Here is an 11,846-nt window from a genome sequence, read left to right on the forward strand (position 1 = left end):
GCCCGGCCCGTACTGGCTCTGCTCGCAGCGCCGGCCCCTGACTCCCACGTCCGAGGCCAGGGGGCGACGGGGCGGGGCGGGCGGGTGCGGGGCCGGGCGGGGGCGGCAGGGTGGGGGTCAGGTGCGGTAAATCCGCCGGTAGGAGAGCCGGGACCCGTACCCGCCGGCCGCCAGGAGACCCGCGGCCGGCGCCCACACCGCCGGATCGGCGACCACGCCGGGCGCGAGGATCAGGATCATCGGCAGCACCACGGCCGCGACGAAGAACACCCCGCTCGTCGTGACCGTCAAGACACCGTTGGTTTCACGGGTAGTTGAGGACGGCATGATAGCTTCGGCACCTAACGCCGGAGCATAAAACGGACTCCGGCGACGCAAACGGTCAGACGGCATGACGGATCCCTCCCGGGATAACTCAAGTCGGCACACGGCCGTTTCGTGAGGTTGACGAGGCCCTGGCCACTGGTTGCGAGCCCCAGCCAGGGCCTTGTCCGCACCCGGTCTTCACTCCCAGGCACGGCATATGCACGGTACGTCGCCACCCGAGCCTCACGCTACGCAAGCGCCGGTGCACGGCCAACAACGCCCCGCACCCCGAATGCGCCCCCCGGGCCCGCCCCGCGGGCGAGATCCTCGGACGCCGTGAGCACATCCGGTCAACACCGAACCGAACACGATCCGATAATGCGTCAACACGGCCGTCGCGGCAGCCGATGTCACGAATCGTGGCGCTCCCGCCGTTCCCCCGGAGTCCACCCGTCCGCCCCCTGCGACCCATCGCCACGATGCGCCACCCTCGCAACCGCGAACGAACGCACGCCCCGGTCTTGACCGTCTTGTCACGGCACCTACCGCAAAATTCCCGCAAAACGGACCACGTCGGCGGTCCCTTGATCGTGCCTGTGGGACCGCTGCTCGTTCCTTGGACGCACCGAACCCTCCGCCGCGGACGACCGCCGTCCTGTACAGGCCCGCCGTACAGGACGCAGGTGTTTCGGCCTCGGCGAGGTCGTACTTCGGGACATCGAACGGCGCGGTCCGACATCCGGAGGATCGGCCGACGACGTTGCTCCTCACCCGTACCCGTGGGTGTGAGGAGCGACGTCGAAGAGCGGCGGTTACGCGAGCGCCGCGGCCCGCGCCCCCTCGATCCGTGCGAGAAGAGTCGGTTCCACGGGCGGCAGCGTGCGGTCAGCGGACATGCCGCGGCACAGGGCGAGGGAGCTGCCGTCCACGCACGACGGGCACACCACCATCAGGCCGTCGCGGCCCATGAGCACGGTGGAGGGACAGCTGTCGAACACCGGCCGCTCGCACGCATCGCACGGATGATGCCCCATCACCGTCCCGGGCTGGGCGGAGCCCGCCTCGGCGCGGGGAATGACCGTTGCGCTCATGGCGCGGCCCAGCTCCTCCCAGACCTCCAGCGGCAGCCTCATGCGTCGCAAAATCCCCTCGGTGGGAGGGGCGGGCGTCCCTTCCGGCAGAAGCAGCAGGGCCGAGTCGACCTCTGCCAGCGCCCCGAGCCCTGTGACGGGATCGGCGGCGTAGACGATCGTGTGGCCCTCACCCGTGCGGGCGATGTCTCCGGAAGTGGACGTCGCCAGCAGCCCGGCGAGCCGATCCGCAGGGCCCTGAACCCCGTTCGTTCCCACGGAATAGCTGGTCACCCAGGGGGCGGCACCTGTGGCAGCATCGATCGACTCCGCCGGGAGGACGGACATCTGGATTCCGGGGCCGTAGGCCCGGACATCGACGCACCCAAGGCGCGCGTACCCGTCGAACCCGTACGGGAAGGCGATGGTCAAGCCGTGCTCGCCGGTCGCGTCGCCGAAGGACTGCGGCAATCCCGTGCTCGTTCGTGAAGCCTCTTCCCGCAGGGCGCGGATGTACTTCGCCCCGGCGTTGCGCTGGCGGCGTGCTCGCTGCTGGTTCGTCGTGCGCTTCTTGGGCATGACCAGTCCGTCTCACGGCAGGCCCACGCTCCCGCCGAATGACGAAGCGGTAGTTGCACGGGGCCCTCAGGCCCTTGGCCGGCTCCGTCGGCGGCGTGGGCGCGGCAACGGGCTGGGCGACCGGCGTACGTGTCCAGCCGGGAGCCACATCGTAGCGCCGACCGTCAGATCCCGTGAGTCAGTCCGGGCAGCGTGTCGTGGGAACACGATGCCCCAGCCCGGCAGAACCCCGTGGGAGCGCCGACGGCCACGGGGACCTGTCGGCCCGATGCGAAGGGGCCGTGTCAGTGGCCTTCCGTACTCTTTCGGCCATGACGTCGCCGGGCTTCGACCACACCTACCTGTTGCCGCTGTTCCAGGAGCTGGAGAGCCGTCGTGAACAGGGTGCTTATCAGCCTCTGTCCGATCCCGCCCCCTCCAGCAGCCTCCATGTCGACGAGGAGCCGCTGGGTACCTACTCGGCGTCCTTCCTCATCCGGAACTCCTACGGCGCGGGCATCGCGCACGCCGACGCCCTGCGCAGGCTCGTCCACGCCGGCGAGGTCGACCCGTTCAGCCCCTGGACCCTGATGCGCGGCGCTCTGGAGAACTTCGCCATGGGCGTCTGGCTCCTGGACGGACCCGGCCGCGCCGAGCGCCGCCGCCGCACCCTGGCCCTGTGGTACGAGGACATGCGCAACCGTGCCAACCACGAGGTCGCCTCCGGCCACGAGCCGGGCCCCGAGGGCAAGACCGGACGCGAACGCCGAGGGCAGATCGCCGACCTCGCGACCTCCCTCGGGATCGATCCCGGATCCCTGAGCAAGCCCCAGGCCGGGCTGACCATCAAGGAAGCCGCCCAATCCGCCGGACTGAAGCCGACGTCCGTGGACGCCGCCTGGCAAGCCGCCTCCGGCTTCGCGCACGGCCGCTACTGGACCAACCTCCGAGCCTCCGCGCCCGTCGCCGCCCGCCAGAGCAGCCCTGACACCTACTCCATAGCCTTCGTCCTGGACGAAGGCCGACACCGCCCCCTCGTGCAGTACACCCACACCCTGCTCCGACACCTGCGCACCCGCTACGAAGCCAGGGCCGAACCCCGCTGACGGATCGCGACACCGACGGTGCCGCGATCCGTCAGCAGGGTTCGTGGGGCCCGGCACCGGCAGAGGGTGCGGCCGGACCCGGCCCCCTGCATCGCTGTGATGCCCGCGGTCAGCCGAGCCGGAGGGCCGGCGCGTAGTAGCCGATGTCCCGGGCCCTGGTGACCGCAGAGTCGACCGGGCAGTCCTCGTCGACCGCGGCGTGCGGGTACACACAGTCGATCAGGTCGTAGACCTGGTCCTCCGAGCCCCCGGAGCCCACCACGGCGCAGATCGGGCTGCGGTACCTGTCGACGGTGCTCCAGATGCCGGGCCAGTCCGGGTGCTGGTCGGTGATCTCCCGCTCGCAGTGACGGCAGCGCGTCTTGCGTTCCGTCCCCGTCGCCTTCGAGGCCGGGCGGGCCCGAGCGACGTCGAGCACGTGGCCGACCTGCTGCCAGGATTCCCCTTCGAGCAGCGACCGGTCGCACACGGGCCCGTACTCGTGATCCATGGCCACCAGCACCCCGGGCCAGTGCGGATGCCGCTCCGAAACCGCCGCCCCGCACCCGGCACATGCCTGAGCGATCAGACCGTGCTCCCGGAACAACGCGAACCTCGCTTCCGACAGCACCTCGGTCTCACAGGCGTACGGCGCCAGGCCGAACAAGGACATGCCCTTCTCCGCCAGGGCCACGTCCTCCCACGTCACCAACCCCTCCGACGACAGGCTCTGCGCCCAACCGATGCGCGGCACCTGCGAGGTCGACGTGCGCACCACGGTCTCGACTTCGGGGTGGCGCAGTTCCTCGGGCACGTCCGCGGCCAGGGCCCGGCGCAGCTGTTCCACGGCCTGGTCCCGGTCCTCGGCGTTGAGCCAGCAGGCCTTGACCAGGTCGCGCAGGCTGATCCACGGGTACAGGACGACCTCGTACCGCCAGCCGTCCGGCTCGCGACGCAGGCTTCGCTCGAACTCGCCGGAGTCGTCCACCGAGAAGCAGGAGATCACTCCACCGGCACCCTCCGCCACCGCCACCGCGTCGGCCACGGTCGGGTGGGCGTCGATGAAGTCGGACCACGGCGTGCTGGAGGAAGCGCGCGGCCCGCTGCCGATGACGGTGGCGGCGCGCTCCCGGTCCCCGCGCAGGATCTCGCTGAACACCGCGGCATGGCGGGCCGCGGCGGCCCTGCGCTGCTTGGCCTGCTTGGCGTACTTGGCGGACTTGACGTTCTTCTTGCCCATCACGTTCTACCTTTCTGCGGCCGCAGGTCCGGCCGCATCTCGCACCGACGCCAGGCCCGCTCAGGCCGCGGGGTCGTAGGTGAGGCGGGCGTTGGGGCAGTCGGCCGCGTATCGCAGGAGTGCTTCGCGTTCGACCGTGTCGACGGCCAGGCCCCACCGGTGCTTGGTGGCCACCCACTCGCCCAGGTACCGGCAGTGGACCGCGGGCATGGGCATCCAGGTGGCCGGGTCCTGGTCGGCCTTCTGCCGGTTCGATCGCGCGGAGACTCCCACCAGGGTGACGTCGGATCCGAGGTCGTTGGCGTAGCGGCGGCGCCGCTCGGTGGTCCAGCCGTAGCCACCGGAGTCGTGGACTTCCGCGAGCGGGATCAGGTGGTCGATGTCGACCCCGGAGGGCCCGGCGACCAGGGTGTCGTCGTAATAGGAGTGCCACACCCCGCCCGTCAACGCGCACCCCGCACCGACGGTGGGCGCCTCGATGGCCTCGGCGATCAGCACGTCGTTCCGCGCCGAGCAGCCGTTCTTGTCGTCGTCCCTCCAGTGCGGGTACAGCTCCCGCCGGTACCCGTCACGGACTTCCTCGGCCACCGGCAGCGCGACGATCCCGTCGACGAGCGATACCTCGTCCGCGTGGGCGGGGGAGGCCGGGGCGAGGACGGCGAAGGCGCACATCGAGGACAGCAGCATGCGGCGCAGGTTTTTGATCATGCGGCGGTGATACAGGGGCGCCGTCCGGCCGGGCCATGCCGATTCGGGCCGGTCACTCTCCCGGAGGACAAGGGTTCACCGCAGAAACGAGCCCTCTTACCACCCGCCCGCCGGCCGACGGTGCCTGACGGGCACTGCGGAAGTCCTGCAGGTGGGCGGCGGTGCCCTCACGGGTCCGGAATGCGGGCGACTGGGAGATGCCCGCCAGGCGGATGCTGGTGCTCGTCGTCGATCGAGCTCATGGCCGCAGACCGCCGGTCCGGTGCGGCGCCGGGAGCGCCGGCGCAACTCCGCGACGGCCTCCTACCCCCTGCCCCGCCTCCTCGCCTGCGCCCGCCAGAATTCGCGCCGCTCACTGCTCATCCTGGTGTCGGGGTGGTCGGGCCCGAAGATGCGGGTGCGGTCGACGAGGACTGCTTCGTGGAGGCTGAGGGCCGCCTCCGCGTCGCCGGCGAGCCCGGTCCACTCGGCGTGGTTGTGGCGGTTGAGCAGGATGTCGGGGTTGTCAGGGCCGAGGATACGTGCGCGGTCGGCGAGGACTGCTTCGTGGAGGTCGCGGGCCGCCTCCGCGTCGCCGGCGCGCCCAATCCAGTTGGCGTGGTTGTGGCGGCTGGTCAGGGTGTCGGGGTGGTCGGCTCCGAGGACGCGGGTGCAGTCGGCGACGACGGCTTCGTGGAGGTCGCGGGCCGCCTCCGCGTTCCCGGCAGACCCAACCCACTCGGCGTGGCTGTGGCGGCTGGACAGGGTGTCGGGGTGGTCGGGTCCGAGGACGCGGGTGCAGTCGGCGACGACGGCTTCGTGGAGGTCGCGGGCCGCCTCCGCGTTCCCGGCGGACCCAACCCACTCGGCGTGGTTGTGGCGGCTGGTCAGGGTGTCGGGGTGGTCGGGTCCGAGGACGCGGGTGTAATCGGCTACGACGACCGTGTAGAGGTCGCGGGCCGCCTCCGCGTTCCCGGCGTGCCCGGTCCACCTGGCTTGGTTATGGCGGCTGGCCAGGGTGTCGGGGTGGTCGGGGCCAAGGAGGCGGATGCGGTCGGCGAGGACGCCCTCGTGGAGATTGCGGGCCGCCTCCGCGTTCCCGGCGTGCCCGATCCAACTGGCGTGGTGGTGGCGGCTGGTCAGGGTGTCGGGGTGGTCGGGTCCGAGGACGCGGGCGCGGTCGGCGGCGATATCCACGTAGAGGTCGCGGGCCGCCGTTGAGTTGCCGGCCTGTCCCGTCCACTCGGCGTGGTCGTGGCGGCTGGACAGGGTCAGCTGGTCGTCGGGTCCGAAGACGTGTACGGCGACTTCCACGGCGATGTGGGCGAGGTCTCGGGCCCGAGCCGGATCGAACCTCTCAGCGGCGGCCTCGGCCTGTTCATGGAAGGCCGTGACGACGTCCCTAGCGCTGGGTTGGCTGCCGGCTGCGCCCCGCATGGTGGGCCCGGGTGACTGCACCAGTCCGCCGAGCGTGGTGAGCACGTCGCGGGTACGCGAGGGCCGGTTGCCGGGTTCCTTCTCCAGGAGGGCGAGGACGAGGGCGTCGAGGGCGGGGGGTGTGTCGGGGCGGTCGTGGCTGGGCGGCTTGGGGGTTTCCTCGACGTGGGAGCGCATGAGGTTGTAGTAGCCCCCGGTGAAGGGCGGACTCCCGGTGAGGAGGGTGTGGAGGACGCAGCCGAGGGCGTAGAGGTCGCAGCGGGCGTCGACGTGTTCGCCCCGCCACTGCTCGGGAGCCATGTACGTCGCTGTCCCGAAGGGCTTCCCCGTCCGGGTCAGACCCGGGGTGGCGTCGGCGGAGCGGGCGATCCCGAAGTCGCAGATCTTCACCCCGTCGCTGTGCAGGAACAGGTTCTCAGGCTTCAGATCCCGATGCACCACCCCCTGCTCGTGCGCGGCGACCAGCCCCTCCACCACCTGCACCGCCAGGCGGACGACTTCCTCCATGGGCAGTCCGTCGGGGAACTCGGCGAGGCGGGTGGCGAGGCTCTGGCCGTGGAGGAGCTCCATCACGATGAACAACCGGTCGTCGTCCCGGGCGATGTCGTGCACCACGGTGATCCGCGGATGCCGCATGCGGGCCCCGATGGTCGCCTCACGCTTGAACCGCGTCAACGCCTCCGGAGAAGTCGCCCGGTCATGGAGCACCTTCACCGCGACGTCACGCTGCAGATCCTCGTCCGTGCAGCGCCAGACCTCGCCCATCCCTCCCCACCCCAGCCGCTCCACCAGCTTGTACCGCCCGGCCAGCCGAACCCCTACCTCCACCAGCGCCCCCACGCACCCGCACGTCCGCACCCGAGCAACGTTCCGTGTCCGCATTCTGCCCCCGGGCTCCCGCTCGCGGGGGCGTGATGCGTGATCCGGAGCCAGGCGAGTTGGGGAGCCGGCCTCCGGGCTGCTGGTACAGGTCAGGCCGCGGCTGTCGGGTTCCGAGTGCCCGTGTCGCGGGGTGGGGCGGTGCTGTGCCCGGCCGGCCGGGCGTCGATCCGGTGCTGGAAGCCCCTGTGGTGCAGGTCGGGGCCTGTTGGTGTCGTCGTGGAGGAGTCGGTTGTTTCGTCGAGCTCCTTGGCGAGGGGGTAGTCGCAGGGGTGACGGTGCGGTGCCGCACCCGATGGGTGCCTGAGCTCTGGGCCGGCTTCCTGGTCGTGACCTGCTGTGCTGTCCCGGCAGCGGCCCGGGTGCGGCTGTGCTGCGCCAGTCGGCGAGGGCGACGAGCGGCCGTTTCCTTGACTGTTTGCAGATCGAACCGGCGAAATCCTCCCTAGCCGGCGTCATCCCCTATGGCTCGTCACCTGAAAAGGAGTTGCGTAGGTGCGTTCTCTGATGCTGTGAGGGCTGAAGGTAAGGTATCCGGACAAGGATTCGATTAATCCTGGTCAACTCGTGTGCGCGAGTGTGAATTTGCGATAGGTCTTGTGGGTCGCTTCGTGAGGAAGCGGCGGATCTCTAGGGGGGGATCTGCATGATCAAGTCCTGGCACATACGCGCCCAGGCGGCGTTGGCCGCCGTTGTTCTGCTCCCGCTGGTTCCACCGGCCGCAGCAGCCGCTGTTGCGGTTCCGGCCGGGGATCGGCCCGAGGTGGTGACCTACACGCTCCCGGCCGGGGTGGCGGTGCCTTCGCTGGGGGTGCTTCGGGCGTCCGGTGCCGGATGGCGGGGGGTGGTGCCGTCGGTGGGGACCGCGGCGGGGAAGCTGCCGATGGAGGCGATCGTCCCGGCGCGCTCGGGTATCGCGAAGGCGGCGGTCCCTTCCTGGCTGTCGCCGTCGATGGCCGGGCGTCTTCCGCTGGGGGTGACGTATCCGGAGCCGCCTCGGACGATGACGCAGGCGGAGTGCAAGAAGGGCCTTCAGGGCGGCCGCTTGTTCGCGGTGAAGTCCCGGTACGCGATGTGCACGGGCACCCAGTTCGTCCAGACGTGGCTGCGGCGTGGGAGGCCGGTCGGGCAGAGCACCTTCACCTTGTGGGTGATCGAGACGGTCCCGAAGAAGAACGACCGCACGATCCGGGTCCAGTACCTGTTCACTGACTTCGTCAAAACGGGGAGTACCCAGACGGGCGGTCTGAAGGTCGACACCGACGGCGACATCACGACCTGGCCGAAGAACGTGGTGAAGAAGTTCGGTGGGCAGGTCCCGCCGACCTTGAGCTTCGACGCCCTGAAGGCCAGGCCGGAGTATGTCCACACTATCTTGGTGGCGCCGGATCAGGGCAGTGGCAAGGACGACCTGGTGAACATGGTCTACGAGCCGTTCGTCAAGCTGACCTTCCCCGCCCCCTACACCTCGCCCGATACGGGCCGTGTCGGCGTGGGGTTCCTCGCGGGCCGCTGGGACTCCGCGTCCTACCTCTTCAACAAGACCGGTGACGGTGTGCGGGCCAAGCGCGGCGGAGCCGCCCTGCCGGTCGTACCCACCCTGCCCTACAGCTCCAAGGCCGGTGCCGAGGAGCGGGCGGCGGCCCAGCACCTGGACGACGCCCGGCTGCGGCCGAACACCACCAAGCCGGTCAACGCGGCGAAGTCGGTGCCCGGGTTCGACCTGAAGCGGCCGTTGCACCGGCTCCAGCACGACGCCAAGCGCTCGAAGGCCAACCGACGGGCCGCGATCGCCACCTGTGTGAAGCACTGGGGCCGCGACTACGTCACCAGCGTCCCCGGCGTGCGGCGCGAATGCGACGAGTACCCCTTCGCCAGCACCTACGAGGGCGCGGCCCAGAGCAAGTACGAGCCGGCCAAGCCGAAGGACAACTTCTCGGCCCGGCCCATCCGCGACACCGACAACGGTGCGGGCGGGACCATCCTGAAGCTCTTCATGGACCGCAACCGGATCCTCGACGGCTTCAGCGGCGGCGACGACGTCGACGCCTACATCATCACCATCGCCTCCTGACCCACCCCCGCGGGCGCAGCGCCGACACCGGCCGCGCGCCCGCGGGGGCCGGGCCCGGGGTCAGGTGGAGGGCCAGAACTGGACCAGGTACCGTTCCACGCCTTCGGGCACGTCCACCTGGGCGAGGCGGGCGACTGCGGCCCTGCCGCTGCTGTAGGCCCTCACCTTCCACAGCGTGTCCGGTTGTCCGAGTTCGATGCGGCCGTCGCCGGTGCCGGACATCGACTCCACCGACAGCACCCCGCTGTCGGAGAGGATCTCCGCCTCACCTTGGGCCTCCCAGGGCTGGCCGGCGTCCGTGGGCGGTTCGCCGTTCCACACTTCGGCGGTGAGTGTCGCGTCGTGGGTGTGTGCGGCGCTGGCGAAGTCGATCCGCCGATCGTGCGCCGTGAGCAGTGCCTGCCCGGAGCCGGTGTCGCGGCCTTCCGGGAACGGGGCGGGGACTTCGGTGTCGTTCTCCTCCTGCAAGGCGAACGCCGAGAACTCCACCGGGACCTCGACCACCTCGCGCGTCAGCAACTCCGCCACCACAACACCCCGTTCACCGCGGCCGACCGTCACCGGACCCTACCGGGCCCCCGGGCCCGCAGCTCTCGGAACAGGCCACCGCCGTCGTGCCCCTGGGCGTCGTGTGGAGGACGTTCGGGCCGCAGCCCCGCGGACCGTGGACCGTCGCTCGTGGTCCGTCGCCCGTGGTCCGGTGTGGGGGGTCAGTGGTAGCCGAGCATGCCGGGGGTGTCGATGCCGATGGCGAGGATTCCGGGTGGGTAGCGGTGTTCGTCGTCGGTGAGGAGGATGGGCATGCCGCCGGTCCCGGTGCGCCGTAGGGCGGTGTAGAGGGCGTGGCAGGTATCCATGCCCCCGTACCCGTCGCGGAACATCGTCCCGACCGCGGGCGCGTCGATCTGCCCGAGGGTCTCCACGTCCGTGCACGGATACCCGAGGACCGCTCGTGCGGATCCGGAGTGGTCGGCTTCGGCCTGCGCCAGACACATGGCCGGCACCAGCAGCCGGTCCCCGCTCGCGGTGATGTTCACCGCGAGCGCGTTCAAGGCCTTGTGCCCGGTGGCCAGCGCGGTCACGGCACCGGTGTCGAGGATGATCACGCCGTGTCCTCACCCGGCAGGGCGAGGACCTTCTCCGCGGCGATCCGCCGCAGATTCCCCAACACGTCCAACGAGGCGAACTCGGCATCACTGATCTCCACCCCGATCACCTCCCGCGCATGCGCCCGCGCCGCCTCCACCTCGGCGGCACGCTGAGCGGCGGTCGGCTCGGCGGAGGCCAGGGCATCGACGAGCTGCCCGATCGACAGGCCCCGCTCCTCCGCGAGAGCCGCGAGATGGTCCCGCGTCTGCTTCGTCACCTGGATCGTCGTATTCGCCATAGAAATACCGTAACACCGCTATAGCGCACTGCGCGCGCCTCGAAGCCTCCCTCATTCCGTCCCTGGCCGGAGGCGATCACGCCCCTGAGGGGGACACCGCCGGCCCTGACTGGTCACGCAGAGGCAGGCCCGCTGCGCTTCAGCGGCTCTGCGTCATCTTCGCGCCCCAAGTTGATGCAGGTGACGGCGAGGTTGCGTCGGGCGAGGCGGGTGTCGGGGTGGTCGGGGCCGAGGGTGCGTAGCCGGTCGGCGAGGACTTGTTCTTCTAGTTGGAGGGCGTCTTGGTGGCGTCCGAGGTCGGTGTAGGTGGTGGCGAGGTTGGCTTGGGCATCGTGGGTGTCGGGGTGGTCGGGGCCGAGGGTGCGTAGCCGGTCGGCGAGGACTTGTTCTTCTAGTTGGAGGGCGTCTTGGTGGCGTCCGAGGTGGCTGTAGGTGGTGGCGAGGTTGGCTTGGGCGAGGTGGGTGTTGGGGTGGTCGGGGCCGAGGGTGCGTAGCCGGTCGGTGACGACTTGTTCTTCTAGTTGGAGGGCGTCTTGGTGGCGTCCGAGGTCGGTGTAGGTGACGGCGAGGTCGGCTTGGGCTAGGTGGGTGTTGGGGTGGTCGGGGCCCAGGGTGCGGATCCGGTTGTCCAGGACCTGTTCCTTGAGGTGGAGGGCTTCGTTGTGGCGTCCGAGCTGGCTGTAGGTGTGGGCGAGGTTGGCTTGGGCGAGGTGGGTGTCGGAATGGTCGGGGCCGAGGGTGCGTAGCCGGTCGGTGAGGACTTGTTCTTCTAGTTGGAGGGCGTCTTGGTGGCGTCCGAGGTGGCTGTAGGTGGTGGCGAGGTTGGCTTGGGCGAGGTGGGTGTGGGGGTGGTCGGGGCCGAGGGTGCGGATCCGGTCGGTGAGGACCTGTTCTTTCAAGTAGAGGGCGTCTTGGTGGCGTCCGAGGTGGCTGTAGGTGGTGGCGAGGTTGGCTTGGGCGAGGTGGGTGTGGGGGTGGTCGGGGCCGAGGGTGCGGATCCGATCCGCCACGACCTGCTCTCCGAGGTGGAGGGCGTCTTGGTGGCGTCCGAGGTGGCTGTAGGTGGTGGCGAGGTTGGCTTGGGCGAGGTGGGTGTGGGGGTGGTCGGGGCCGAGGGTGCGGA

General features: G+C 70.3%; 12 protein-coding genes. 2 read left to right on the forward strand and 10 right to left on the reverse strand.

Translation table 11 applies throughout. The annotated features are described in order from the left end of the window. Nucleotides 1-117: 117 nt before the first annotated feature. Entirely contained in the window at nt 118-291 is a 174-nt protein-coding gene (locus ABTZ17_RS29300; protein WP_352198772.1) for a hypothetical protein, read from the reverse strand. A gap of 827 nt (nt 292-1,118) precedes the next feature. Continuing rightward, entirely contained in the window at nt 1,119-1,955 is an 837-nt protein-coding gene (locus ABTZ17_RS29305; RefSeq protein WP_352198773.1) for a hypothetical protein, read from the reverse strand. Between the two features lie 311 nt (nt 1,956-2,266). Between ABTZ17_RS29305 and ABTZ17_RS29310 the strand changes: the two genes are divergently transcribed. Beyond that, the gene (locus tag ABTZ17_RS29310) at nt 2,267-3,040 is read left to right on the forward strand and encodes a hypothetical protein (protein WP_352198774.1); all 774 of its coding nucleotides are present in this window, start codon (nt 2,267-2,269) and stop codon (nt 3,038-3,040) included. Nucleotides 3,041-3,149: 109 nt separating this feature from the next. On the opposite strand, the gene ABTZ17_RS29315 is transcribed toward ABTZ17_RS29310, so the two are convergent. The 4 genes from ABTZ17_RS29315 to ABTZ17_RS29330 form a co-directional block, all read right to left on the reverse strand. Continuing rightward, a complete protein-coding gene (locus ABTZ17_RS29315; protein ID WP_352198775.1) occupies nt 3,150-4,259 on the reverse strand; it encodes a hypothetical protein in 1,110 nt (369 codons plus the stop codon). A 60-nt stretch (nt 4,260-4,319) separates the two neighbouring features. Then, on the reverse strand, nt 4,320-4,967 hold the full coding sequence (locus ABTZ17_RS29320) for a GmrSD restriction endonuclease domain-containing protein (RefSeq protein ID WP_352198776.1): 648 nt from the start codon (nt 4,965-4,967) through the stop codon (nt 4,320-4,322). A 303-nt stretch (nt 4,968-5,270) separates the two neighbouring features. After that, nucleotides 5,271-7,211, reverse strand: a complete 1,941-nt coding sequence (locus ABTZ17_RS29325; RefSeq protein ID WP_352198777.1) for a serine/threonine-protein kinase — start codon at nt 7,209-7,211, stop codon at nt 5,271-5,273. A gap of 822 nt (nt 7,212-8,033) precedes the next feature. After that, entirely contained in the window at nt 8,034-8,285 is a 252-nt protein-coding gene (locus ABTZ17_RS29330) for a hypothetical protein (RefSeq protein WP_352198778.1), read from the reverse strand. Here ABTZ17_RS29330 and ABTZ17_RS29335 point away from each other — a divergent pair. Then, a complete protein-coding gene (locus ABTZ17_RS29335) occupies nt 8,266-9,336 on the forward strand; it encodes a NucA/NucB deoxyribonuclease domain-containing protein (protein ID WP_352198779.1) in 1,071 nt (356 codons plus the stop codon). The two genes, ABTZ17_RS29330 and ABTZ17_RS29335, sit on opposite strands and share 20 nt — an antisense overlap. A gap of 60 nt (nt 9,337-9,396) precedes the next feature. On the opposite strand, the gene ABTZ17_RS29340 is transcribed toward ABTZ17_RS29335, so the two are convergent. From ABTZ17_RS29340 to ABTZ17_RS29355, 4 genes are all read right to left on the reverse strand, one after another. Next, nucleotides 9,397-9,864 carry a hypothetical protein gene (locus ABTZ17_RS29340; RefSeq protein ID WP_352198780.1) on the reverse strand — a complete coding sequence of 156 codons (468 nt, stop codon included), beginning with the start codon at nt 9,862-9,864 and terminating at the stop codon, nt 9,397-9,399. 182 nt (nt 9,865-10,046) lie between these two features. After that, entirely contained in the window at nt 10,047-10,442 is a 396-nt protein-coding gene (locus tag ABTZ17_RS29345; RefSeq protein WP_352198781.1) for a PIN domain-containing protein, read from the reverse strand. Then, nucleotides 10,439-10,723 (reverse strand): hypothetical protein, encoded by a 285-nt coding sequence (locus ABTZ17_RS29350; protein ID WP_352198782.1) that lies wholly within the window; start codon nt 10,721-10,723, stop codon nt 10,439-10,441. Before ABTZ17_RS29350 ends, ABTZ17_RS29345 begins: the two co-directional genes overlap by 4 nt. 113 nt (nt 10,724-10,836) lie before the next feature. After that, nucleotides 10,837-11,846, reverse strand: a 1,010-nt coding sequence (locus tag ABTZ17_RS29355; protein WP_352198783.1) for a tetratricopeptide repeat protein, incomplete at its 5' end; no start/stop codon positions are given.

It is taken from the genome of Streptomyces sp. NPDC097619 (assembly GCF_040302735.1).
Lineage (GTDB): Bacteria > Actinomycetota > Actinomycetes > Streptomycetales > Streptomycetaceae > Streptomyces.

Coding starts and splice junctions, on each gene's coding strand:
- ABTZ17_RS29305 (WP_352198773.1), bottom strand. CDS start 1,955: ATGCCCAAGAAGCGCACGACGAACCAGCAGCGAGCACGCCGCCAGCGC.
- ABTZ17_RS29310 (WP_352198774.1), top strand. CDS start 2,267: ATGACGTCGCCGGGCTTCGACCACACCTACCTGTTGCCGCTGTTCCAG.
- ABTZ17_RS29315 (WP_352198775.1), bottom strand. CDS start 4,259: ATGGGCAAGAAGAACGTCAAGTCCGCCAAGTACGCCAAGCAGGCCAAG.
- ABTZ17_RS29320 (WP_352198776.1), bottom strand. CDS start 4,967: ATGATCAAAAACCTGCGCCGCATGCTGCTGTCCTCGATGTGCGCCTTC.
- ABTZ17_RS29335 (WP_352198779.1), top strand. CDS start 8,266: ATGACGCAGGCGGAGTGCAAGAAGGGCCTTCAGGGCGGCCGCTTGTTC.
- ABTZ17_RS29350 (WP_352198782.1), bottom strand. CDS start 10,723: ATGGCGAATACGACGATCCAGGTGACGAAGCAGACGCGGGACCATCTC.